The following is a 23,749-nucleotide window of genomic DNA, read 5'->3' as shown; positions in this document are numbered from 1 at the left end:
TTTAAGGAGGCTCGCCCTACATCTGTTGAAGAGGGTTTGACCGTTCCCTACTCGCCGTCGGCCAAATAATCCTTTGCCAAATTAGCATCCTCATAGGCCTTTTGCAAGTAATGGCGCGGGTGCGCAATGCTCCCCGCTGCGTTTGTAGAATTGATGAAAAGCACAGCTGGCAATGGATTGTCGCTATCAGGCGCGAAGATCATGGCCGACGTGGCGAGAACACCAGGATCATCACCAAGTACGCCGCCTTTCTCCATTGAGTTCGGCCAATTTCTATCGAGGCCTAATCCAAATTCTCGCATTTCTCCGAACGAGGAGTATTCTTGGGTCTCCGCAAGAATGCGACCGTCTTTGTTGACAATGCTGGACAGCACCGCTGCAAGGCCACGAGCTGAGATATACCAACCGCCTTCCGCGCAACGGTCATACTGTCCGCCCCAGTCTTTTCCCGGCGCATCGATACCGTAGATGTAGGATAAGGCATGATCCTCGCCATTTGGCGCACACCCTGCATCGGACACTCCGACAGATGCGAATACCTTGGCTCGAACAAGCTGTTCGTATTGCTTGGCTAGGACTTCTGGCCGAGCCGCGATGTTCGCCTCTTCCTCAAATCCCGCAAGTTTGGGCAGCAACACGCGAAGAACGCCAGCGTTGAAGTTGGAATAGCAAAAGTCCAGGTCGCTTGGCGTAATCCGAGCAGTTTGCGTCTCATCGATCGGGTCTTTGCAGGCGACGGTTGCTTCCGGGTCTATGCGTTGCTCAAAGAATGCCTTCAGGCGTTCATGGGGCATTGGGCCATTTCCGAAGTCTTTGATGCCGCTTGTCTGATTTAGCAGTTGTTTGAACGTGATTGCTTGCAGATATGGATCGACGCGCCAATCACTTGGGAAGTAAGGGCCAATGGGGTCCTCGATTTTGAGCCCTTGATCTTGGAGCAGTTTCATTGTTGCGATCGCGGTTATGAGTTTAGATACGCTGGCAGTAATTATCGGTGTATCGGGTGAGAACCGCCGAGGCCCACCGTCTGCGACAGTGCGGGCAAGACCACCGGCACCAACAATCTGTGTGTTCGTCCCCAATGCGAATGCGTAGCCAACAACGTCGTCCTTCAATTGTGCATGAAGGCTTTCGAGCATTTCGTTCTGGATAGGTCGGACTTCTGTCGTCCGCACCCCATTCACGCATGACGCCAGTGTCAAACTTGAAAACAAGACCGCAATCAGTTTTCGACTCATAGCTACTTCCCAACGTATACTTCGCGAAGAAATCGTTTTGCGACCCATCGCATTGTTGAACCAGTCTAATCAAGCGCAGTTGTCAGCCCTTTACCAAACGAACCTCGCGCCAAATCTGGATAAATAGCTATCAGTAGAGCTGTGATGAAAGTGCTTCGGCTTTCGTACCTTTCAAGCCTGAATTAGGCATTCTGCTCTCACCCCCAATTTAGGCCATTGAGCGCTGGCTAAATCTGGGTCGTGAGCAGAATAGCCGCTTACTGCGTCAATCGAACTAGCGGCCAATCTGCTCTCGGAAATTACCAATCCATCCTGAGCGGCTGTTTCAGGGAGTGGAGGCAGCTATCTCTCATTCAAGTGGCTCCGATACTCGTTTGCATTCTCTTTGGCTTGGAATTAGCTTCACCGCGCCGCGGTCAGGAGCAATTGACTTAGGATGGAGGGGGAGGCTGCGCCGTCATTTGGTTGGCGTGGTTCGCTATGCAGGCCGGACATCTGCATATGCTGCATCCTTTTTTCTTGGAGATATGGAATGCATCAGTTTGCCTTCCCGCTTACCGCGACAGACCGTTTGACAATTCGGCATTTTAGAAGGGGGTGCGGCCAATGCCCGTGCTTCCTTTGACGTGTCATTTCTGGAGATCATGAAGTCGGAGATCGAATTTTGCACCGATCCAGCCACTCAGCAGCATATTCTGATCGGAGCATGCGCGACAAGTGCGTATCGTGCAGCCTTAGCAAATGGCCTCGACGCGGCTACTGCAAAAGCCAAGGTTAGGCGCTCGACGTCAACCCTTTGGAAATGGACGACAAGCCTACTTACGCGTTTGAGTACAATGTTTGCGAAGGACAAGTTTGAGGCGATAATGCGCCATACGAAAAAGCGAACACCCACATCCTACGGGCCAAGCTTCACCATTGGCTTTGAAGAGACTGACAATGGGTTTATTTCGAAAGTGAAAGTTTGCGGCTACCGAACATTCCTACAAAGACATAACGCGCTCGATCTACTCGACCTTTTTTGTGAATGGGATCGCCTCTGGATTGATGCGCTACCCAGGAGCATTCGATTCAGCCGCCCAACAACGCAGGCGTTTGGCGAAAAGACTTGTCGTTTCGAGTTTGAGCGCGGTGAGTCTGTATGACGGCAGCAATTGGGTCGTTGCCCGTCAGGCTGCTTGTGGATAGCCCCTCGATCTAGCAGACAGCAGCTAGCGGGTTTCGGTGCTAGCCCGATATTGGGCCGCTGTTGGGAGTGGAAGGGGACGGTTCGCTATTTGAACTATAGCCGTCATTGGCTGACGTCCATTTCCCAAGCACGATTGAGCGCGGCCTTCATCTCTGGCATCCCAACTACGGGGCTCGTTTTTGACGAAATGCGTGTGCTTCCCAAGCTGCCAGCTTTTTCGAGGATCGATATTTCGCTGGTTGGCAGGGCCAGCCCCAAGACAAAGCCTAGCGTCTGCGATGGCTTGAGCACAGCGAACTGGCGCTTTGCAGTAAACCCAAGATAGGTCTTGCAAGGAATGAGCTTCACATCGGGCAGCTCGGCAGCGTAACTTCTGATCTGAACAAAGGCAGAGCGGTATTCCTGCGGAACTGCATTTGCGAGTTCGACTTCGAGAGCTTCGCCATTTGCCCATGGAACATTTCCCTCTTCCTCCCGCACAATTGCGACAGCAGTGTGATGCCCGATGCCATGTTCAATCTTTAGCATTGCAATTTGTTGTTTCCGGTCCGCTGGACCGCGTTCCAGAACATCCAACCAGTGACCAAGCGGCTTACCAGTTTTCGCTGCGAGGTTTTCAATGATGCGCGAATGCATCGTTCCAGGATCAAGCGCCATGAGCAAACGCTCTCGATGAAGCGAGGCAAGTTGGCAGCTTTTTTCCGAGCAACTTTTTCCAACCGATTGACAATATCCCGCGGATGGGAAGCTGACGCAGCGAGAAACCCTCGTGTATTAGTACGAGACGGGTCCCCTCTCCGTGTTCCTCAAGATGAAAGGTCACGACGGTGTCGATCCCGCCTCCTCGCCAGGAGAATGACAGCATTCTTTCAATCTCAAATCCCAGAACTTTGCAACGCACCGTCCCATCAAATCCAGGAGCAGGATCGGTTTTGAGCGTGAATTCGTGCCCGTCTGTTAAAACGAAATCGTTCGGCATAAGCCATGCCGCCAGACCTTCACTGGTTGAGATTGCTTCCCATACAACTGCGCAAGGAAAAGCGAGTTGAGCGGTTTTCTTGATCGTCCCCATGTCAGTTTACCTTTCGCGTCAGGTGAGCTTCGAGCTTTCCAAGGCGCTCGTCCCAGAAATTATCGTAGTGAGAGAGCCAATCCGACAAGCGGCGAAAACCGGTTTGATCGAGGCTGTAAATTGCCGACCGCCCATTCTGGCGACGCCGAACAAGGCCGGCTGCGCGCAACACTTTGAGGTGCTGCGAGACAGCAGGTTGAGAAATCGTGAATTGCTCGGACAACGCGCCAACCGTGCAATCACCGTGCCGCAAGACTTGCAACACACTGCGCCGATTGGAGTCCGCTAACGCATGAAAAACATCGTCCACCCACGATACCGAAGAGCTTGCAGTTTTAACCACGAACTTTACTCATAAGTTTGTACTTATAAGTACATATAAGCCAATGCTTATGAGTCAAGATGCTTTTCGTAGATAGCTCAAACGTTGATTGCTTTTGGGAGATCAGAAAGGCTGGTTCAAAGTCCGCAAATGGGTCGTGACCAGCCGGTCGGCTTTTCGGTAACGACCTGACTAAGCGGACAGACCGCTCATAGGCGGGAAAGGCTCCGAGAACTCAGTCCGTTTGTGGGGGTGCAAGCGGACATTCACATCAAGTGATTTGGACCGCGAATTCCTAACCTTTTTTGTCAACGCGAGTGTAGTATTTCGCTTATGCGAACGTTGCTCTGCCCAAGGTTTGTCCAGCGGCCAGCCTCAACTAAACGCGGGTGATGACACAACCATCATCCAAACGAATATCGCTTCAACACAGCTTGCAGTTGTCTCGCGGCCAGCGGCTCGAAAACCGGATTGCGAAAACGGCAATGACTGAAGGTATAGCTGGGCCAGACGGCGCGGTAACCACCGCACATGCATGTCTCTATGAAAAATTGTCCGATGCGGGTGCGGGGTTGTTGATCACTGGTAATGTGATGATCGATGGACGCCACCTGGAGAAGCCCGGCAATGTCATTATTGACCCGGCGTGGGCGCCTGTCGATCGTGAGGGGCTGATCAATTGGGCACTAGCGGCCAAGAAACGCGGCAACAAAGTGTGGATGCAGCTCAGCCACCCTGGTCGCCAAGCGACCAAAGGTTCAACTCCACAATCAGTTTCTGCCTCCAATATTTCCCTTAACCCTGAGCGCTTTTCACCCACGCGGCCACTAACGCATGCTGAAATAGAACTCGTCATAGGACGATTTGAACTTGCGGCAAAAATTGCCTTGGAGACTGGCTTCGATGGTGTTCAAATCCATGCGGCCCACGGGTATTTGATCTCTCAGTTCCTTTCCCCGTTGACCAATCAACGATCGGATCAATGGGGCGGCTCGCTAGAAAATCGAAGCCGCTTGCTGATGGAAATCGTTCACCGGGTCCGAGCGCTCAGTCCGCATGCGGCTGTGTCGGTCAAGCTTAACTCTTCCGATTTCCAGAAAGGCGGATTTGAGCCGTCTGATGCAGCTCAGGTTGTTGCAAAGCTCGAAAATGCAGGAGTGGACTTGGTCGAGCTTTCCGGCGGCAATGCCGAAAGTATGGCAATGATGACAAGCGCGGTGTCTGACCAATTTCTGCCGGACTCAACCACGAATCGTGAAGCCTATTTCCTCGACTTCATCGAGGATATAAAGGGACAAGCGCGCATTCTGATTATGGTGACCGGCGGGTTCAGGACGCAAGAACTCATGAACGCCTCGATCGCGGAGGGGGGTGTGGATCTGATCGGGATTGCCCGACCATTCTGTGACGACATTATGAGCATCTCGAAACTTATTGATGGGACGGCTCAGGATGCGATTGGCCTTGATGCTTCGCTGGAAAGGCAAGCGCGCCAGATAATACCCCGCGATCTGTCAGAAATCGAAAAATTTCAGCTTATTTTGCAAACAACTCATGCCTGGCGAGCCATGCGACTAGTCAGCATGAGCAATGATGTCTCAGACCCCGATGACTATCCTCTCGACAAGGCAAGGACAGCTTTTGTTGAATTTGAGGCAGCACAGATCGAGCTCCGCAAAGAGTTTGTCAAAAGTCACCTGGCGCAGGGATAGTTAGTGACTACGGATATCATTGCTGAAGGCTTGAAATTCCCTGAAGGCCCAGTCGCGCTGCTTGATGGATCATTCATCGTCTGTGAGATCGCAGCAGGTCAGTTAAGCCGTATTTCGCCCTCTGGCGGAGTATCAGTTTTTGCTAAAACAGGAGGGGGTCCGAACGGTGCTGCCCTTGGCCCGGACAACCAATTGATCATTTGTAATAGCGGCGGCTTTGAATTTGCAGAGCAAAACGGCCTACTATTTCCCGGAAACCACCGCGCAGACCACGCCGGGGGCTCAATTCAGAGCGTGGATCTGGAGACAGGACGGGTTGAAACACTCTATTCGCATTGCGGATCAGCCCAGTTGAACAGCCCTAATGATATCGTGATGGATAGCCATGGCGGGTTCTATTTCAGCGACTTTGGGCGTTCCTTTGAACACTATCGTGATCACGGCGTGCTCTATTATGCGCTGACCGATGGAAGCTAGATCAAAGAGCTTGCCAAGCCTTTGCTTACGCCAAACGGCATCGGGTTGAGCCCCGATCAAAAGCGACTGATTGTCGTTGAATCTATGACTGCTCGCCTTTGGGAGTATTCGATAAAGGCCCCGGGGAAGATCGAGCCGATTTCACCATTCGCGCCAGGGACGCTACTTTACAATCACGATGCGTACAGGATTTTTGACTCTGTAGCCGTTCAAGCTGATGGGTCGGTTTGTCTCGGCTCATGTGTAGGAGGGGGGATCACCATCGTTGACACTTTGGCGGCTAAATCAACCTTTCTCCCGCTGCCGGACCCCTTGGTTACGAACATCTGTTTTGCGGGACACGACCTGAAGACCGCATCATCACGCTCTCAGCCAGCGGAAAGTTGCTGAGAATGGAGTGGCAGCAGTCCGGGTTACGTCTCAATAACTACGACTAGGCACAGCAATTGATGTTTGCGATCGTAAAGACTGATTGCTGACTACGCCCAAACCTCCTTGAAGTTTTGACGTGCTATGGAGCGCGACAATCTTAGCTCTGAGATAAAGTTTATCCCTGTCGCTTCCAGAATTGCACAAATCTTGCCGCGATCGCTTTCTCCCAATTCATCGAGGTGTCGCTGAATCTTCTGGATTTGGAGATACGAGTAGGGGCTGACCATAGTGTATTGCTCACGCCCATAAATTGTTACGCTAGCGACCTTGTATCCACCCAAGTCGCTATTTTCAAAACAAGTCGATCCAGACGAAGGATCAGTGCTGTCCAGTTCACTCTGCAGCTCGTGACACCAAACTCGGATTTCGCTCTCCATATCTTGACCGAACCAATTCAATATCGGTTCAAGTGTTTCTTGAAAGTCAGCTAGATGTTGCGAAGCCGGCACCGAGAACTCAGGCGCATCAAGATCTGGTGCCATCATACGCTCGGTCCAGCGAAAGAGTGCCGGCGCCTTTGTTTTCATCAACATCGAAGGAACCGGATCGCGACCCAAATGCGCGTACAAAGGCCCAAACATCCCATAGTCGGCAAGCGACGGCACGCTGCCGAGGAAGTATGCGTGGCGCTGAAGGTGCTCGTTCAACAGTCTTAATAGGGTTTCATAGCGTCTTTCAATCTCTTGATGGACTTCAGGTATGACGCCTAGGACGGGGAGATAGGATGCATATTTTTGCATCAGGCCTGATACGATGGCGCGATGGTCTTCCCCAGCTAATGCAGGTACATTTTGACTGAACTCGCGCAACAGAAAATGGTCATGCTCTTTTGGGAAAGACCAGCGATAGTACATAGCGGCACGCCTCAATCCTTGCGACCCAAAGAAATCCAGCAATATCGCGAGTACACGCAGGATCGGATCTGGCGGATACGCAGGGAACCTCGCGAGCTCGAGACCTTCGAAATGGTCGATGATGTCTGCGGTATCTTGTATGATGTCCCCATCGACAGTTTCCAGAACGGGGATTACGCGGCGTCCAACGACGGGTTGAATTCGCTGTGCAAAATCCGGGTGTGACGGCAACCTTTCAACATAACCAATCCCTTGCTTACGCAGATAAGACCGAATTTTTGCAGAATAGTAAGACAGCGGCGCTGCGTACAGATGGTGCTGGCGTGCCATGAAAAGGTGCCCTCATTGAAAGCGAATCAACGGCCCTTGAGACCTTGATAAATATTGAAAAGACCAGACGCTAGCGCGCCTTGAAAGGCGCTAATGATCTTTGAGCTTCAAGAGTTTTAAACCGATCCAGATCGCCCAGACGGGTTGTGCAATGATCGTCAAAGTCAAGATCGTGTCGGAGAGCGCATTTATACCGGCAAGTTTTGTCGCGAAGTGGATTGTCCAACCAATGGCCAGGTAGAAATTGAGGATCGCCAAGCCCTTGAGTTCTTTCAACCATAAAAGGCGACCCATGCAAAAAGCCCAAATTGCAGCCATCGGCGTTTCCAAAACCCAGATACCTTGCCATTGGCCGTTGACCACAGTCTGCCAGGCAACACCTGCAGCCATGCGCTGAGCTTCAGATCCTGTGCTGTAGATCTCATGAAGCGTAAGGAATGATGGAGCCATGGTTGCTGCACCCATACCTCCCATAACGCAGTATATAATCCCGAAGACGGCACCAATATCGGCGATCCCTGAATTAATCGGTCGCAGCCACTTCCAAAGGAATATCATCACTGGCACGAACACCAGATAAAATCCCAGAATATCCACCCAAAACGCATAGTAGAATGTGCTCGCTCGCTCTGGGCTCACAGACAGCAAATCACTCGCTCGATAGAATAGACCCATATCTCCGCCCGCAGCGCTAAAGAGCATGTAAAGCGCAAAGCACGCTGCTGGGACCGATAAGAACGCGCAGAAGGCTGCAATGTTCTTACCCGTTAAATCGGTTTCAGATTGAGGCATCAATGTTCCTAGAGACAAATTGTTTTACGTTGTGAGTTATTGTGCCGCGGCAGCGGGAGCCTCTGCAATCGCTTTGATTTCGAGCATGAGGCCAGGCATAGCTAGTTCGGTCACACCGACGGCTGTCCATGCCAAATTTGGATGCATTCCTGCCCGAGATCGCGCGGCAAGCAGGGCCGGCATGTGCTCTTGCAATCCGACATGAAAAGATGTGCATTCAATGCAGTGATCAAAATCTGATCCAGCAAGTCTAAGAACCGATCGCAAATTCTCGAATACAAGATTAAATTGCTCCGCCATGTCACTGGGAATTGAACCATCATCGCGCACTCCAACTTGGCCAGAAACATAGATTAGACCGTTCCTGGTCACTGCTGGAACATATCCGAACTCAGCATAAAGCCCCTCTTTGCCAGGCGGTACTACGATTTGTTTTGTCATGGCGTCTCCAGATTATGTTCGGGTGGCCTTTTGTGCTGCCAAGGGCTTGCCTCTTCCAAAGCATAGGCCAACTGGAAAAGTCCCGCCTCACCCCATCTTTGCCCCGCAAACTGTACGCCGATCGGAAGCCCATCATCGGTCCAGTGCAAAGGTACTGACATCGCCGGATGACCAGAGACGTTGAAGGGCATTGTATAGGGTCCAAAGGCCAGCATCTGATTGAAAAAGGTCTCAAAATCGAAGTTAGGCGAATCCGTTTGCAATGTGCCAAGTGAGAGGGGTGGTTGCGCTAGTACCGGCGAAACAAACACATCGATATCGTCAAACAAACTGCTCACAATGTGCTCTGCTTTGGCCAGCGCGGTTTGGGCATTGGCGAGGTCTAGCGCGCTCACATTGTCGGCTTGTGCAAGTAAGATGCGTGTCAATTGCTCTAGTTTTTGAGGATCAGTGCTTTGTCCAGTACGCGCTTGCACGGATGCTAAAAGACGTTGGACACCCATGCCGGCCAAAACGGTCGTGGCTGCTATGGTTTCGGTCAGATTCTGAGGGAGTGAAATCTCGACAATCTCATGCCCCATATCCTGAAGCAGCTGTTCCCCGTCAGCGTTTGTGAGACAGATTGAGGTGATTGGATAGAGGAGTGTTTTGGTCTCATCGTAGTGACTGTAAGGAACGAAGATGAGATCAAAACGAGCAAATTCCAAAGCACCTGCTGAGCGGGTGGTGAAGGATATCAGGCGCAAAACGCGGCGTCAGTTTTCAGCGGAAGAGAAGATACGGATCGTGCTTGAGGGCCTGCGCGGCGATGACAGTATTGCCGAGCTGTGTCGCAAGGAGGGCATAGCCCAGAGCCTGTATTACACCTGGTCGAAGGAGTTCATGGAGGCAGGCAAGCGCAGGCTTGCTGGCGATACTTCGCGTGCGGCGACCACTGACGAGGTGAAGGACCTGCGCCGGGAAGCGCGTGATCTGAAGGAGGTTGTGGCTGAGCAGGCGCTGGAGTTGCGTCTGCTCAAAAAAGCACAATCGGGGATGGGGGAGACGAAGAATGAGATACCCCGCCTCTGAGAAGCTGGAGATCATCAGGCTGGTCGAGCGATCCCATCTACCAGTGAAGAAGACACTGGACATGCTGGGCGTTGCCCGTCCTACCTTCTATCGTTGGTACGACCTCTATCAGCGCTTCGGTGAAGCGGCGTTGGAGGATCAAAAGCCCGGACCACAGCGCGCATGGAACCGTGTCCCTGAGACCATCCAGCAGCAGATCGTCGATATGGCGTTGGAGTACAGCGAGCTATCGCCCAGAGAGCTGGCGGTGCGCTTCACCGACGAGAAGCGCTACTTCGTGTCTGAAGCCACGGTTTACCGGCTGCTTAAGGCGCACGATCTGATCACCAGCCCTGCCTATACCGTGATCAAGGCTGCTGATCAGTTCCACACCCAGACAACACGTCCGAACGAGATGTGGCAGACAGACTTTACCTACTTCAAGATCATCGGATGGGGTTGGATGTATCTATCGACCGTGCTGGATGATTACTCGCGCTACATCATCGCCTGGAGGCTATGCACGACCATGAAGGCCGAAGACGTCACCGAGACGTTGGATATGGCTCTGCAAGCATCGGGCTGCGACCACGCCCACGTCAAGCACAGGCCAAGACTGCTATCCGACAATGGGCCGAGCTACATTGCTGAAGAACTAGCCGACTATCTCGGCAAGAACGGCATGGATCATGTGCGTGGTGCGCCGTTCCACCCGCAGACCCAGGGCAAGATCGAACGCTGGCACCAGACACTCAAGAACCGTGTTCTACTGGAGAACTACTTCCTGCCCGGCGATCTGGAATGTCAGATCAAGGCCTTCGTCGAGCATTACAACCATCAGCGCTACCATGAGAGCCTCGACAACGTCACACCTGCCGACGCCTACTTCGGCAGGGCCGCAACCATCATCCAACGAAGAGAAAGGATCAAACGACAGACGTTAAAACATCGGCGCTTGCTTCACCGAAAGCTAGCCGCCTAAAACACATCAACCAGATGAGACCATACACTCGCTAAGCCAAAACCCAAGCGAGTCTCAATTTATCTGACGACGGACATGTTCAGGTTCAAGCAATTCCAGAATATGATCTGAGCTCATCTTACGCACCCTTGTGACCGGAAAGAGCGTTAGCAATTGTCACTACTTGATTCACAAATGTGACGCGTTGATCAGAAGGAAGCTGGTTCAACATAATCTCGCAGTTCGACAAATCCTGACGTTTGATAGATTGCGCAATCTGCTTTCCCGCTTCAGTCAGACTAAGTGATACTGCGCGCAGATCCGCTGGATGCCTGCTTCGGTCAACAAACCCTCGTCGGACCAACCTGTCGCACACAGATTGCGCGGTCGTCGCCGAAATTCCGAGCGACCGAGCAAGCTCTGAAGCCAGGCTGCCTGAGTGCTCATGAATGAAATAGAAAGCTTGAAAATCAAGTGCGTTGTACTTGACGCGCCCTTCGGCCGGCGGAAAACGGGTTTCATCAACCGTGAATGTATTGAGCAACTCTTTGATGCCTACAAGAAGCTGCTCGGCGGGAGAAGTCATTGGGATTGAACCTTCTCGTAGGTCAATCCGGCTAGGAGAATTAAGGCTCCAGCGATCGAAACATTCTTGAAGAAGAGCGCAAGCTCAAGTTGCGCGACCGCGCCAGCCATGTTCCAAAAGTCGTGAAAGACAAAATTGGCCGCAACGGTGAATAGCGCCAGAGCCAATGCGAATGGGACCAACAAAAAACGACCGACTGCAACAGCTAGGCCGCCCGCGACTTCAAGCAATATGACAACCGGTAGAAGCAGGGCCGGCACGGGCAACCCTTCGCCGACCATCTGTATAAGAACTTGGCCGTAGTTTAGCACTTTGTTGACCCCGCCGAGCAAAAAGAGTGATGCTAATCCGATGCGTCCGAGCAAGACTGCCGGCGTGGCCCAGTTTCTGGTCATGAAATAAACTCCATACGAATTGCGTATAAAGTTACTCGAACTTCGTATTAAATCAAGACCGCCGAAGCTGCGGCGTTTCTAACTTCCTCCTGATCTGCCTTGCGATGCAATCGAGAGCGCGCGCACGCAGCCACGAGATGCGCGGATCGTTGCGCGATTTCTCGTTCCAGCAGAGCTTAATGATGGCGGGCGGGAACGCCACTGGTAATGCCGAGCAAACAAGACCGGCACGATTGGCAAAGTGTTTGGCGATCAATGTCGGTAATGCAACGACAGCTTCGAGCTCCATGACCATATCGGGCAGCGCATCAAAACGCGAAACTCGGGCTACGATCTTCCGATCCAGCCCCTCAGCGCCCAATGCCTCGTCCGCATAGGCTGGCTGCTCATCACCAAAAACAAGAGCCAATTGCCTCATTTTCGCATAGTCATTTGCGGTTTTGGGCGGCGTCTGATCCGCTGTGTGAAGCAGCGCGAAATCGTCTTGGTGAATGATCCTTCCCCCCATTCCCGGAGGCGGTTGACTGGCCACCGTCAGGGCAACATCCAACCTGCCACTGCGAAGATCGTCCCAAACGCTCAAGTGATTGGTATCAAGCAGGCGCAGAGTTACATCTGGGGCCTGCCGACTGATTTCCCCTGCAAGCGCGGGCCAGAACAAAATACGGACATCATCCGAAAGTCCGATTACTAGCTCTCCAACCATCGCAGACGGATCGAACTCTTTTTGCACGAGCGCCATCCGAAGGGAGGCCAAGGGGTCTCGAATCTCTGTCCATAGGACCTCAGCGCGAGCAGTTGGGACGACGCCTGTTGGAGCTTTTTCGAAGAGCTGATCACGTGTGATATCACGAAGGCGTGCAACGCTCTGACTGATCGACGGCTGCGACCGCCCCAAGCGTTCACCTGCTTTGCGCAGATTTCGCTCTGACATCACAGCATCAAAGACAATCAACAAATTGAGATCGATATCTCTCATAATAACTCTAGCTTATGATAGAGGTAAATTCCATTATTGGAAATTATGTCAGTTGTCGATCATTTCCATTTCCAGACAGCGAGGCACCCCGCTTCGCAAGAATTGGAGAAAGACAATGCGCATCGTAATTTTTGGAGCAAATGGAACAACTGGGCAGGAAATCGCAAAACAAGCAATTGCTGCAGGGCACGAAGTGATCGGCGCAGTTCGCCGCCCGGAAACGCTCAACGACCTTGAGGGCATCGTCGTCCGGAAGATCGATATGACCGATCAGGCATCTTTGGAGAACGCTATCGAGGGCGCTGATGTTGTTGTTTCCGCTCTTGGTCACGGCAGTGTGAAGGCTGCGTCCAAATTCACAACGCTTTACAGTGACAGCGCCCGCGCAATTCGGGCTGCAATGCGAGCAAAAGGGGTCAAGCGCATCCTTGTGCTTTCTTCTGGTGGAACAGTCGAAGATACACAGGCACCTTGGTTCTACACGAAGCTGCTTCGGCGTTATCTCCTCAACACATACACAGACATGGCTCGGATGGAGACAATCTTAGAAGAAAGCGACGATCTGGAATCGACTAGCGTGCGGCTCACATACCTTCGCAAAGGCCCGTCAAAACCCTTCATAGTTGAAGATCGTCGGCTTGGGCGCGGTAATTTCCAAATTCACTTTGTGGATGCTGCCAGGTTCGTAGTGGAGGAGCTAACAAATCGGGAATGGGTCAATGCTCATCCTGTTCTTGGATACGAATAGGGGACGCGGGCCGAAGGTTCGCGCTTTAGGCAGAGTGCGAACCTCACCCATTGGCTTGAGTGTTGGCTCACCGCGAGGGACTTCACGTTGGGAATTGCAATGTCCGAAAGTGGGTCGAGAGCGGAAGGTCGGCTTTCGGGAGCGGCCGGTCAGTCGCGGTTGGGGATGCGAGTCAAGCTAGCTGGAACCTGCGAATGATGATGCAAGCAAGCTACTCTAGCGCATATTTTGGCGCGCTATCTGGGGCTAAAAGTAGCGGTCACTGCTGCGTTTTGGTGGCACCTGTTCTGGGCGAGCGGTCTTAATTGAGGGCTAATTAGGAAGTCGTTTTAATTTAATCGCACGTTTTCAGGGCTCTAAGCGATCAATTCGAGTCCTCTTCTGTACTATTTGCGCCGATTAATCGGCTCCAACAACATTTGGGTCAGGTTTTCGGGGTCGCGTTTGGGGGCATTTGTCAGAACACGAATGGTATTCTTATGACTGCACGCATGTCGGTCGCATCGTCGGTTAGGCCGGCTTCAAGGCCGAAATTCACACTCGTTCGTTTATCGACCTTATAGGTTGTACCGAACAGAAAGCGGCCCACTTGCAGATCGCGTGATCGCTGGGTTGCCAAAGTTGTTTCGTCATCGCCATTAATTGTGGTTGTCTCGGTTCCAAAACCCCATGTGTGCGCATAGCCGAAATTGACGGATAGCCGCGGGTTTAGGGCCAAGCCTACGCCTCCGCTGAAGGACAGCGAATCGCCCGGATCCACACGTACGATGGTGACGGGGGGAATTTGTGCATCAACAGTGCCGGCAAAGTTCTTGGTGTAGCTGATACTTCCAAACAGCACGCCGGGATCGCTGGGCAGGATAGCGGTCAGCCCGCCTGTCAGGCTCCAAAAGCCAGATCCGGTGGCGGCCTCTGCTGCTTCGCCAAATTCATTGCGAGCGACTTCGAAGGGGCCTGTTCCCGTTGGCACTGTCGCCTGCACATTGCCAACCAAATAAGGGCCAAAGCCGCGCGGCGCGTGCAGCTGCTTGCGCGCTGACAATTGTACATCGCCCAGGCCATAGCCATTGGCGCTGTTGTCGATTTCGCGGGCATCATCGCCTGATGCCGCTACCGGGGTCAGGATGGATGTGTCCCAGCGTGCAACGAAGGGCACATCGACACCAATCTCGATATCGCTCGTCAGGCCATATTGCAGGCCAATTGTATTAGTGAAGACATCCTGGCGGCTTTCATTGATATCGAAAACGCCGACAAGCACAGATTCGACCACTTCGACTCCGCGAAATAGAGCGCGATTGCGATCTGCGCGGGCATAGCTCCACTGAACCTCGCCGCTGAGGCGCCCCTTTTGAGTGATTGCGCTTCCCTGACGGCCAAGGCTTGCGATCTCTGGCTGGCGGCCATCATCTTCGGGCGCCACGCCGACAGCCTCTTGGGGCTGGGAAGATTGATTAGAAGCTTGCTGCGGCGCGGATTGCGGTGTGGGTGAGGGCTGTGCCAGTCGGGGTTGCGGCGTGTTTTGAGGAGCAGCTGGTTCTTCACCGAGCGCGATCGACAAACGGCGCTCTAGCGCGCCCAGCCGCTTTTGCTGAGCCTGAAGCGATGCGATCTGCTCCGACAGTGCGGCGCGTTCTGCTGCAACCTCGCGGCGCAATTGGGCGAGGTCTTGAGTGTCGCTAGGCGGTGAAGGCTGCGCAACCGTTTCGCTGGTCGCCGCTTCCACCTCGACAACGTCCTGAGCGGCCGCGGCCGCCGCGAGCAACGATGCGCAGCCCAAAACCGGACCCAAAATCAAACCACGCAAAAACTTGCGCATATATCATCACCCAATCGGGCTTCGGAGGCGGGAGAGCTCTCCGCTAAAAACCGAAGCTTGCTGTTTCTCGGGCAAGTGTTCCCAAAGTGGGGATCAGCGATCCAACCTCGCCCACAGCGGTGCGGGACAGGTCAATATCGACGGTCGTGACAGTGGTGATGGTGCGGTTGTCCGCCACATTGGCTATGGAGCTTCCGGTTACGCGCCCTGCGAGGTGAGAGATCTGCGATCCCTCCATCTCGATTGTGACAACGCTGCCTTTTGGATCCTTCGCTGTATCGACACTGCCGGTGTCTGACACTTGCTCTACGGATACAACGGGTCCGGTTTCTGCCAGCACGTAAGAGGAGCGCAAAACGAGCTCTCCATCAACGCTGGTTTCCTGAAAAATGGCGAAATCCAGGTCGATCCCGCCAGGCATTATGAAGCCGCCGCGCGCCTCTGCCAATTCTGCATCATCCATGGCCACTGCATCGCCGAAAGGCGATTGCGCAGCCGCAGGGGATGCCAGAACGGCAAGACATGCAAGACAAAGACGAACAAGTCGCATCATCAAAACTCTCCATAGCCCGGCGCGGTCAAGGCCAGCGCTTGCTGGCTGATCGGCTCGAAGGCGCCATGATCCACGCCAAATGCGGCGACGCGGTTCCATTGCGCGTCTGCGTTTAGCAGGGTGTGGTTAATTTTTGGTCCATTGGTGACGACGAAATAGACGCCGTTCCAGGTTTCTTCGAAAGATTTGCGATCCATCCGGCGCAGGCCAAGTGACGGATCGCCGACCAGAACAAAGTCATCCTCTACCCCTTTGACGACGACAAAATGGCGATAGCCATCGGGGGCAATCAAAGCGATGCCGGGTGTTTTGGAAGCGCGGATTTGCTCGAGATCAACGCGGTATCCGTCGGCTTTGAGCCCCCCAGCGGCGAGATAGCGTTTCATATCGAGCAGCGAGAAGCCAAGGCGCTGAATGGCTTCTTGATCGCCATCGCGCCACATGCCCTGAAACACTTCGTTCTCACCGCGGGAAAGATCGTAGTGGTAGCTTAACAATGTCGCGAGCGCAGCCGATCCGCAGCTGAAATCAAATTGCTGCCGGATGACGGTGTCGTATTTTGTCTCCACCATCGTGCGCGGGGCGGTATCAAGCGCAAACAGCCCCTGATGCGTTCCCAAGGCAAACCGCGCATCATCCATCGGTACGGCTGCGCATGCTGACAAACATGTGCCAGCGATCGCAGCCATTGCGAGGGATCGAAGGGGGCGGATTGCGCGGTGCATTGGATCAAAAATCCAGCCGTTACTGGCCAGGAGCACTCACTGCGGGCAATGCGACATTGACCTGGATTGAGGCGTTGATCGCGACATTGTTCCCGGTGTTGGCATTCAGAATGACAAAGCCGTTCGTGTTGCTGAATGCCTGATCACTGACACTGATCGTGCCTGTGACGGAGTTGTCGCCGACATCATTGCCGTTCACCGCGTTTTTCTGTTCCGCATTGGTTACTTGGTTGACATCTTCTCGCCCAGCAATCTTGGCAAGCTTGCTCTCAGCAATAGGCTCGGCCTGGGCAAAGGGGCTTGCTGCCTTCTGTGCCTTTGCGGGCGCTGCGTCCTGCGCAGCCACAGGAGCGGCTAGCAAGGCGCATGTAAGCGCGGTTATGATCTGGATTTTGGCCATTTGTACCTCGTTGAAGGAAAAGTTATGTGCCATTCAGGTTATGAATGGCACACATAGTCACTTCATTTGGTTAGTTTGCGTCAAACCCGTCGCCCGACACAGCAATCGTCACGCTGGCATTTTGCGCAGCGCCAGTGCCTGTGTTCTGGTTAAGCGCGTTCATGCCCGAATAGTTGCGGAACGCATTGCCGTTATTGCGCAGCTGGGTGTTGAAGTTTGCGGAATCTTCGACATCGCCAAAGTTCACGTCAACACCGGTCACGACATTGGACAAGGTTGTTTCAGCCACAATAGCGTTGTCGCCAAACACGCTGTTACTGTTGATGCCGGTGCCGGATGAGAAATCCTGCGAGTTGTCATCAAAGCTGTCTTCGAAAACGCGCTCGGAATTGTCATCGAAACTGTCGTTGAAGACTTCCGAGTTGTCATCAAAGCTATCGTTGAACACGCGGTCTGAATTGTCATCAAAGCTGTCTTCGATGGTGGTCGACGCGTCGATTTCCGTCACATCACCGCCCGTGAGGTCAGCATCTTGAGCGTAAGCAGCAGGTGCAGTTGATACGAGCGCTGCGAGAATAGCAATTTTGGTCAGTTTCATGATGGTCTCCAAAGCGATTTATTGAATTTCTGTTTCGTTCGCCTTGGTGTAATTACGGATGAACCTCTTCATATTTGGAAAAAGGCGTGCCTAGCGATGGGTCACCACGCATGGTTACCGCGGGGTAAACGGGGGCAAGCCTTCTTAAGGCGGCAGTTAGAGGTTATAGACTGGGTAGGGCAGCGCGGTGCGCCCAGGCCTTGCGTGATTATGCTGCGGGGCCGGCTGAACCGAGCGGGAGGCCCGGCTGGGATCAGTCTTGCGTTATGGGTTCAACGACGCAAAGCACAGCATCGACCTGCACTTGCCCGCCTTCGGAGGCTGCGAGTTCGGTGACGGTCCCATCAAAGGGCGCGGTAAGAGCATGCTCCATCTTCATCGCTTCGAGCACCATAAGACGCTGGCCGGCGGTGACGGTTTGGCCATCGGTGGCATCGACGGCGATGACCTTGCCGGGCATGGGGGCGAGGATGGCTCCGTCTGCGGCTGAAGCGGTGCCGGTGCCGCGGATGTCCTTTCGAAACTCGAAGTACATACCATCGCAAAACACGGCCACTTTTTCGCCGGTGTTAAAGTGCAAAACAGCATCTTCGCGTTTGAAGCTTGTGCGGTCCAGCGCCCTCTTTTCAGAGCCGTGCTGAAGAACCACGGTCTCACGAGTTGGAGCATTCAGACGAAAGCCCAGCCCCATAAGGTCGCGATCTTCCTCATCGCCATAGGGATCAAGGTAGAGCCTTGCCGCCATCTCCCAATGGCTATCTTCAGGCTCGACAGTAGGGAGAAGCTCTTCTTCATTGGCCGCGATAAATGACGTGGTGAGCTTCCCATCGACGAAGTCGACGTGACCCAGAGCCTCCATCAAGAATGGGGCATTTGATCTCACCGGCCAAATTTCAGTCAATCCGGCAAGAGAGGATAACGAGTCTGCTGCATTCTCTCTCGTTTCAGAATGAACAATAAGCTTCGCAATCATTGGATCATAGAATGGTGAGACTTCGTCCCCTTGTTCTACGCCCGTATCAATCCTTACCTTTGCATCCGGCCAAATGTCTAAATGGTCTTGGTTGAGGTCGAGCCACTCCAAACGCCCCGTACTCGGCAAAAAGCCCTTCGCCGGGTCTTCGGCATACAGCCGCGCTTCGATGGCGTGGCCGTTGATGGAGAGCTCCTCCTGCTTCACGGGAATCGGCTCACCCGACGCAATCCGCAACTGCCATTCCACCAGATCGACCCCGGTGATCTCTTCCGTCACGGGGTGTTCGACCTGAAGCCGTGTGTTCATCTCCATGAAGAAGATGCGGTCGGCGCGCAGGCCTTCGCTGGCGTCGGCGATAAACTCAATTGTGCCTGCGCCCTCGTAATCGACGGCTTTCGCAGCGCGCACGGCGGCGGCGCAGATTTGTGTCCGAGTGGCCTCGTCCATTCCGGGTGCGGGGGCTTCCTCGATTACTTTTTGGTGACGGCGTTGGAGCGAGCAGTCGCGTTCGAACAGGTGGACAACATTGCCGTGTGAGTCCCCGAACACCTGCACTTCGATGTGTCGGGGGAGGTGATCCACTTTTCCAGCAGCACCTCATCATTGCCAAAGCTCGCCTTGGCCTCGCGCTGGCAGCTTTCGAGGTCAGCCGCGAAGTTCTCCGCTGCATCGACCTTGCGCATACCCTTACCGCCGCCGCCCGCGACAGCCTTTATCAGTACGGGATAGCCTATGGCGCTTGCTTCTTTGGCCAGACGCTCCACCGATTGATCTTCACCCAAATAGCCCGGCGTGACCGGCACGCCAGCTTTCATCATCAGCGTCTTGGCCGCGTCTTTCAGACCCATTGCGCGGATGCTTTCGGGCTTAGGCCCAACCCAGATTAGCCCCGCATCGATTACGGCCTTTGCAAAATCGGCATTCTCCGACAGAAAGCCGTAACCGGGATGGATGGCTTCCGCGCCGGTTTCCTTGGCCGCTTCGATGATCTTTTCGCCAACCAGATAACTCTCGGCTGCGGGCGAGGGGCCGATATGCACCGTCTTATCGGCGGAGCGGGTGTGCAGCGCCTTGGCATCGGCATCGGAATAGACCGCGACCGTTGCGATTCCCATCTCGCGCGCGGTGCGCATGATCCGGCAGGCGATCTCGCCTCTATTGGCGATAAGGAGCTTGGAAATCATAGCATCACATCCTGAACACGCCGAATGAAGGCCGCTCGGGTATCGGCGCCTCCAACGTTGCAGCAAAGGCCAGCCCCAGCACATCGCGGGTCTGTACGGGGTCGATCACTCCGTCATCCCACAACCGCGCCGTAGCGTAGTAGGGGTTGCCCTCATCCTCGTATTTCTGGCGAATCGGGGCTTTGAAGTCTTCGGCCTCTTCCTCAGACCATTTTTGCGCATCGCGGTGGACCGTCGCCAGAACAGAAGCTGCCTGCTCGCCGCCCATCACCGAAATACGCGCATTAGTCCATGTGAAGAGGAAGCGCGGTGAGTAAGCGCGTCCGCACATGCCGTAATTGCCCGCGCCAAAGCTGCCGCCGATCACCACGGTGATTTTGGGGACGGTAGCGGTTGCAACAGCTGTCACAAGCTTCGCGCCGTGCTTGGCAATGCCTTCCGCTTCGTATTTGCCGCCAACCATAAAGCCGGAGATGTTCTGGAGGAACAGCAGCGGGATACGGCGCTGCTGCGCTAATTCGATAAAATGCGCACCCTTTTGCGCACTTTCGGAGAACAGTACCCCGTTATTCGCCAAAATCGCGACCGGCATGCCCCAGATATGCGCGAAACCGCAGACGAGGGTGCTGCCATATTGCGCTTTGAACTCGTGAAACTCACTGCCATCGACCAGCCGCGCAATCACTTCTTTCACATCATAAGGCGCGCGCACATCATCCGGAATGATCGCATAAAGATCATCCGCCTCGAATTTGGGTGGGCGGGGGTCTTTGAGAGCGATGTTCTCAGCCGCGCCGGTATTTTCGCCCAGATGGCTGACAATATCGCGCACAATGGTGAGCGCGTGTTCATCGCTCTCCGCGAGATGATCGACGACGCCGGATTTCTTTGCATGCAGATCGCCGCCGCCCAAATCCTCTGCGGTTATTTCCTCGCCCGTCGCGGCTTTCACAAGGGGAGGGCCGGCAAGGAAAATTGTACCTTGATTGCGTACAATCACTGTCTCGTCGGACATGGCCGGGACATAGGCGCCGCCCGCGGTGCAGCTTCCCATGACGCAGGCGATCTGCGGAATGCCCAGCGCGGACATATTGGCTTGATTAAAAAAGATGCGGCCAAAGTGATCGCGGTCTGGGAACACTTCGGCCTGATGCGGCAGGTTCGCGCCGCCGCTATCGACCAGATAGATGCATGGCAGCCGGTTCTCCTGTGCGATTTCCTGTGCGCGCAGATGCTTCTTGACCGTCATGGGATAATAGGTGCCGCCTTTGACCGTCGCATCATTGCAAACAATCATCACTTGGCGACCCGACACCCGCCCAATTCCGCAAATGAGCGAGGCGCCGTTGATATCGCCCTCATACATGCCGTTCGCGGCAAGCTGGCCGATTTCGAGGAATGGGGAGCCCGGATCGAGCAGCCGCTCCACCCGCTCGCGCGGTAGGAGTTTACCCCGCGACACATGGCGTTCACGGCTCCGCTCAGGACCGCCGAGCGCGGCCTCTGCGACGGTTGATCGCAAGTCTGCTGCAAGGGCCTTGTTGTGCTCAAAACGCGCCTTTGCATCCGGCGCTTCGTGATCAAGCTTGGAAGTCAGAACAGGTGCAGTCATCTATAGGCCCCAATCAGAGCAAGAATTCCGGCAACGCCCATCGGAATCCAGCCGGGATGTTTAAATTGCGACGTCGCGATATCGGCTAGCCCAAGCGCAATCCAGAATATTCCGATTAAAATGATGACGCCGCGCGGGGTGTCAGGCCAGACAATCACCGCCGCACTTAGCACCATGAAAGCGGATAGCGAATGCCACAAATAGCGCAGCAGCACTGGCGCATTCTCCATGTTGGGATGCGGATTGCCTTGCGAAAGGATAGGCCCGAGCACGCTGCTCGCCCCGCCGGTGGAATGCGCGACCGCCACGACAACCATGACCAGTCCGGACAACCAAAGCCAAACCGAGGTGCCCATCATTGCGAAACGCCGTTTGTCTTCGAGCTCTGCCAATGCGTCCAAGCTCCGAAGAACACAAATGCGGCAAACACGCTTTGCAGGATCAGCGAGGGGAGAAAATCGTTAAAGCCCAGCAAATAGGTGTTGCCGTTCACCAGCACATTTGACGCCATAATCGCGACCCCGAGCACCACGCCCCAGCGCTCGCGCACCCAGATCAGGACCGCAGCTAGCGGATCGAGAACAGTGAGAGCGGTCCAGTAGATGTTGAATCGCAGCGGGCGGAAGTCATAGGGCAGCCAACCACCATAATAGAAGTCGAGCAAATGCGTGATCGTCCCAATCGTAAACCCGACGGTCCAGATGATCTTGGCGATGGTGGGCATCGGATCTACTCCTCGGTGGGTTTCCAGAGAAGTGTACCGACCAGACCGATCAGTGAAACCACAAAGGCCAGCCCGATTATCGCGGTGAGGAAGCCAAGCTCCATATTGCCCGAATTGGCAGTCTTGGGCGCAAAGACTTTGCCGAAGAAGCTACCGTAAAGCATGCCTATGCAGGCTCCCCATCCGGCAACGAGGACGCCCCAACGCAATCGCGACGGTTGAGCCATCAGGATCGCGCCGAGAAGCAAGAGCCCGCCCCAAAAGAAGTCGTCGAGGATGAACATAATCGGGCGTCCCGCACCCGAGCTGCGGATCAGCTCTCCGACCATCAGCGATAGGCCAAGCCCAGCGCCGAGGAAGCGCAGCAGCGCGAGGTTCACCCCGCCGCCCCAATAAGCTCTCGCCCGATCAACATCCGACGGATTTCGTTCGTCCCAGCGCCAATGTCGAGCAGCTTCGCATCGCGCATATAGCGCTCCACTGGCCAATCGAGCGTATAGCCCGCGCCGCCCAGTGCCTGCACGCTTTCGGCCGCCACGCGGAAGGCGTTTTCGCTCGACAGCAGGATCACGCCCGCTGCATCGAAACGCGTCGTCTGACCGGCATCACAAGCCTTCGCCACAGCATAGGTGTAGGCCCGCGCCGATTGCAGGGCGACATACATGTCGGCAACTTTGGCCTGCATCAGTTGGAAGGAACCGATGGGCTTTCCAAACTGAGTGCGTTCGCGAAGGTAAGGAATAACGGTGTCCAAACACGCCTGCATAATGCCTAGCTGCAATCCGGCCAGGACTACGCGTTCATAGTCCAAGCCGCTCATCAGCACGCCTACCCCGCCATTGACCGGGCCCATGACGCGATCTTCGGGGATATGGCAATCGTCAAACACCAGTTCAGCTGTCGGCGAACCGCGCATGCCGACTTTTTCGATTTTCTGGCCGATTGAAAAACCTTCGTCGCCTTTCTCGATTAGGAAAGCTGTTATCCCGCGTGATCCGGCTTGGCCATCGGTTTTGGCGTAGACGACAAGGGTATCGGCATATGTCGCGTTGGTGATCCAGAATTTGGTGCCGTTGAGGACATAGCCGCCTTGAACCGCGTCGGCCTTCAATTTCATGGAAACCACATCAGAACCCGCGGATGCCTCTGACATGGCGAGCGAACCGACATGCTCGCCGGAAATCAGTCCTGGCAGATACTTGGCTTTTTGTTCATCACTGCCCCAGCGTCGGATCTGATTGAGGCACAGATTGGAATGCGCCCCATAAGATAGGCCAAGCGATGCACTGGCTCGGCTGACCTCTTCAACGGCAATCACGTGTTCGAGATAGCCAAGACCCAGCCCGCCATCTTCTTCTTCCACTGTGATCCCGTGCAAACCAAGCTCGCCCATAGCGGCCCACAACTCCGCGCGAGGGAAATAGTCTTCCCGGTCGATCTTTTCGGCCAGCGGTGCGATCTGCTCATCGGCAAAACGCGCAACGTTTGTCCGGATCATGTCGGCGCTCTCGCCAAGTTGAAAGTCAAAATCCGGGGTCGCGCGCATGGTTTCTCCTCAAAATCTAAAGCAACAATATGTC

The 23,749-nt window shown here is 54.3% G+C and carries 26 protein-coding genes and 2 pseudogenes; 5 read left to right on the top strand and 23 right to left on the bottom strand.

All coding sequences use genetic code 11. The features are described 5' to 3' along the window. Positions 1-47 precede the first annotated feature (47 nt). Positions 48-1,238 (bottom strand): serine hydrolase domain-containing protein, encoded by a 1,191-nt coding sequence (locus AC0V6W_RS06625; RefSeq protein ID WP_486148362.1) that lies wholly within the window; start codon positions 1,236-1,238, stop codon positions 48-50. Positions 1,239-1,882: 644 nt separating this feature from the next. Between AC0V6W_RS06625 and AC0V6W_RS06620 the strand changes: the two genes are divergently transcribed. Further along, entirely contained in the window at positions 1,883-2,383 is a 501-nt protein-coding gene (locus AC0V6W_RS06620) for an L-2-amino-thiazoline-4-carboxylic acid hydrolase (RefSeq protein WP_486148360.1), read from the top strand. Between the two features lie 146 nt (positions 2,384-2,529). On the opposite strand, the gene AC0V6W_RS06615 is transcribed toward AC0V6W_RS06620, so the two are convergent. The 3 genes from AC0V6W_RS06615 to AC0V6W_RS06605 are packed head-to-tail and all read right to left on the bottom strand — an operon-like array spanning position 2,530 to position 3,842. Further along, positions 2,530-3,084: a DUF4287 domain-containing protein gene (locus AC0V6W_RS06615; protein ID WP_486148358.1), complete on the bottom strand. Its 555-nt coding sequence runs from the start codon at positions 3,082-3,084 to the stop codon at positions 2,530-2,532. Continuing rightward, entirely contained in the window at positions 3,074-3,499 is a 426-nt protein-coding gene (locus tag AC0V6W_RS06610; protein WP_486148356.1) for an SRPBCC family protein, read from the bottom strand. Before AC0V6W_RS06610 ends, AC0V6W_RS06615 begins: the two co-directional genes overlap by 11 nt. A gap of 1 nt (position 3,500) precedes the next feature. Next, positions 3,501-3,842 carry an ArsR/SmtB family transcription factor gene (locus AC0V6W_RS06605; RefSeq protein ID WP_486148354.1) on the bottom strand — a complete coding sequence of 114 codons (342 nt, stop codon included), beginning with the start codon at positions 3,840-3,842 and terminating at the stop codon, positions 3,501-3,503. A 371-nt stretch (positions 3,843-4,213) separates the two neighbouring features. On the opposite strand from AC0V6W_RS06605, the gene AC0V6W_RS06600 reads away from it, so the two are divergent. Together AC0V6W_RS06600 and AC0V6W_RS06595 are read left to right on the top strand one after the other, a co-directional pair. Further along, positions 4,214-5,533: an oxidoreductase gene (locus AC0V6W_RS06600; RefSeq protein WP_486148352.1), complete on the top strand. Its 1,320-nt coding sequence runs from the start codon at positions 4,214-4,216 to the stop codon at positions 5,531-5,533. A gap of 3 nt (positions 5,534-5,536) precedes the next feature. Further along, positions 5,537-6,400, top strand: a pseudogene (locus AC0V6W_RS06595) (SMP-30/gluconolactonase/LRE family protein). Positions 6,401-6,489: 89 nt separating this feature from the next. Here the strand turns inward: AC0V6W_RS06595 and AC0V6W_RS06590 are convergent. From AC0V6W_RS06590 to AC0V6W_RS06575, 4 genes are all read right to left on the bottom strand, one after another. Then, positions 6,490-7,626, bottom strand: a complete 1,137-nt coding sequence (locus AC0V6W_RS06590) for a glutathione S-transferase family protein (RefSeq protein WP_486148350.1) — start codon at positions 7,624-7,626, stop codon at positions 6,490-6,492. 90 nt (positions 7,627-7,716) lie between these two features. Beyond that, positions 7,717-8,418 carry a hypothetical protein gene (locus AC0V6W_RS06585; RefSeq protein ID WP_486148348.1) on the bottom strand — a complete coding sequence of 234 codons (702 nt, stop codon included), beginning with the start codon at positions 8,416-8,418 and terminating at the stop codon, positions 7,717-7,719. A gap of 36 nt (positions 8,419-8,454) precedes the next feature. Further along, positions 8,455-8,859 (bottom strand): RidA family protein, encoded by a 405-nt coding sequence (locus AC0V6W_RS06580; protein ID WP_486148346.1) that lies wholly within the window; start codon positions 8,857-8,859, stop codon positions 8,455-8,457. Beyond that, positions 8,856-9,566 carry an amidase family protein gene (locus AC0V6W_RS06575; RefSeq protein ID WP_486148344.1) on the bottom strand — a complete coding sequence of 237 codons (711 nt, stop codon included), beginning with the start codon at positions 9,564-9,566 and terminating at the stop codon, positions 8,856-8,858. Before AC0V6W_RS06575 ends, AC0V6W_RS06580 begins: the two co-directional genes overlap by 4 nt. On the opposite strand from AC0V6W_RS06575, the gene AC0V6W_RS06570 reads away from it, so the two are divergent. Beyond that, positions 9,541-10,891 (top strand): IS3 family transposase gene (locus AC0V6W_RS06570; protein ID WP_486148010.1). Its coding sequence is split into 2 segments (ribosomal slippage): positions 9,541-9,878 and positions 9,877-10,891, totalling 1,353 coding nucleotides; the frame shifts between segments, so codons are not numbered across the junction. The genes AC0V6W_RS06575 and AC0V6W_RS06570 overlap by 26 nt on opposite strands. Before the next feature lie 118 nt (positions 10,892-11,009). Here AC0V6W_RS06570 and AC0V6W_RS06565 read toward each other — a convergent pair. From AC0V6W_RS06565 to AC0V6W_RS06555, 3 genes are read right to left on the bottom strand one after another with little or no spacing between them, the layout of a single operon-like run. After that, positions 11,010-11,456: a MarR family winged helix-turn-helix transcriptional regulator gene (locus AC0V6W_RS06565; RefSeq protein WP_486148342.1), complete on the bottom strand. Its 447-nt coding sequence runs from the start codon at positions 11,454-11,456 to the stop codon at positions 11,010-11,012. Next, positions 11,453-11,851, bottom strand: a complete 399-nt coding sequence (locus AC0V6W_RS06560; RefSeq protein WP_486148340.1) for a DoxX family protein — start codon at positions 11,849-11,851, stop codon at positions 11,453-11,455. Before AC0V6W_RS06560 ends, AC0V6W_RS06565 begins: the two co-directional genes overlap by 4 nt. Positions 11,852-11,903: 52 nt before the next feature. Further along, positions 11,904-12,830: a LysR family transcriptional regulator gene (locus AC0V6W_RS06555; RefSeq protein ID WP_486148338.1), complete on the bottom strand. Its 927-nt coding sequence runs from the start codon at positions 12,828-12,830 to the stop codon at positions 11,904-11,906. Between the two features lie 115 nt (positions 12,831-12,945). Here AC0V6W_RS06555 and AC0V6W_RS06550 point away from each other — a divergent pair, with 115 nt between their 5' ends. Then, entirely contained in the window at positions 12,946-13,578 is a 633-nt protein-coding gene (locus tag AC0V6W_RS06550; protein ID WP_486148336.1) for an NAD(P)-dependent oxidoreductase, read from the top strand. A gap of 457 nt (positions 13,579-14,035) precedes the next feature. Here the strand turns inward: AC0V6W_RS06550 and AC0V6W_RS06545 are convergent, their stop codons facing one another. From AC0V6W_RS06545 to AC0V6W_RS06490, 12 genes and pseudogenes are all read right to left on the bottom strand, one after another. Then, a complete protein-coding gene (locus tag AC0V6W_RS06545) occupies positions 14,036-15,397 on the bottom strand; it encodes a transporter (protein ID WP_486148334.1) in 1,362 nt (453 codons plus the stop codon). Positions 15,398-15,440: 43 nt separating this feature from the next. Further along, positions 15,441-15,950, bottom strand: a complete 510-nt coding sequence (locus AC0V6W_RS06540; protein WP_486148332.1) for a hypothetical protein — start codon at positions 15,948-15,950, stop codon at positions 15,441-15,443. After that, positions 15,950-16,639: a C39 family peptidase gene (locus AC0V6W_RS06535; RefSeq protein ID WP_486148330.1), complete on the bottom strand. Its 690-nt coding sequence runs from the start codon at positions 16,637-16,639 to the stop codon at positions 15,950-15,952. The genes AC0V6W_RS06540 and AC0V6W_RS06535 overlap by 1 nt, the downstream gene beginning before the upstream one ends. 55 nt (positions 16,640-16,694) lie before the next feature. Then, positions 16,695-17,075, bottom strand: a complete 381-nt coding sequence (locus tag AC0V6W_RS06530) for a hypothetical protein (RefSeq protein WP_486148328.1) — start codon at positions 17,073-17,075, stop codon at positions 16,695-16,697. A 70-nt stretch (positions 17,076-17,145) separates the two neighbouring features. Next, positions 17,146-17,673: a hypothetical protein gene (locus AC0V6W_RS06525; protein WP_486148326.1), complete on the bottom strand. Its 528-nt coding sequence runs from the start codon at positions 17,671-17,673 to the stop codon at positions 17,146-17,148. Between the two features lie 253 nt (positions 17,674-17,926). Beyond that, positions 17,927-18,853, bottom strand: coding sequence for an acyl-CoA carboxylase biotin carboxyl carrier protein subunit (locus AC0V6W_RS06520; RefSeq protein ID WP_486151482.1), 927 nt, complete (start codon positions 18,851-18,853; stop codon positions 17,927-17,929). A 60-nt stretch (positions 18,854-18,913) separates the two neighbouring features. Further along, positions 18,914-19,782: pseudogene (locus tag AC0V6W_RS06515) on the bottom strand (ATP-binding protein); the annotation flags it as partial. 55 nt (positions 19,783-19,837) lie between these two features. After that, positions 19,838-21,445, bottom strand: a complete 1,608-nt coding sequence (locus AC0V6W_RS06510; protein WP_486148324.1) for a carboxyl transferase domain-containing protein — start codon at positions 21,443-21,445, stop codon at positions 19,838-19,840. Then, a complete protein-coding gene (locus tag AC0V6W_RS06505; RefSeq protein WP_486148322.1) occupies positions 21,442-21,804 on the bottom strand; it encodes a hypothetical protein in 363 nt (120 codons plus the stop codon). The genes AC0V6W_RS06510 and AC0V6W_RS06505 overlap by 4 nt, the downstream gene beginning before the upstream one ends. Continuing rightward, positions 21,801-22,169: a DUF6163 family protein gene (locus AC0V6W_RS06500; protein ID WP_486148320.1), complete on the bottom strand. Its 369-nt coding sequence runs from the start codon at positions 22,167-22,169 to the stop codon at positions 21,801-21,803. Before AC0V6W_RS06500 ends, AC0V6W_RS06505 begins: the two co-directional genes overlap by 4 nt. A 5-nt stretch (positions 22,170-22,174) precedes the next feature. Beyond that, entirely contained in the window at positions 22,175-22,549 is a 375-nt protein-coding gene (locus AC0V6W_RS06495; RefSeq protein WP_486148318.1) for a hypothetical protein, read from the bottom strand. Beyond that, on the bottom strand, positions 22,546-23,715 hold the full coding sequence (locus AC0V6W_RS06490) for an acyl-CoA dehydrogenase family protein (RefSeq protein ID WP_486148316.1): 1,170 nt from the start codon (positions 23,713-23,715) through the stop codon (positions 22,546-22,548). Before AC0V6W_RS06490 ends, AC0V6W_RS06495 begins: the two co-directional genes overlap by 4 nt. Positions 23,716-23,749: the final 34 nt, after the last annotated feature.

It is taken from the genome of Erythrobacter sp. JB1-7 (assembly GCF_057365015.1).
The sequence above is the reverse complement of the archived record's forward strand: the minus strand, read 5'-3'. Positions and strand labels throughout refer to the sequence as shown.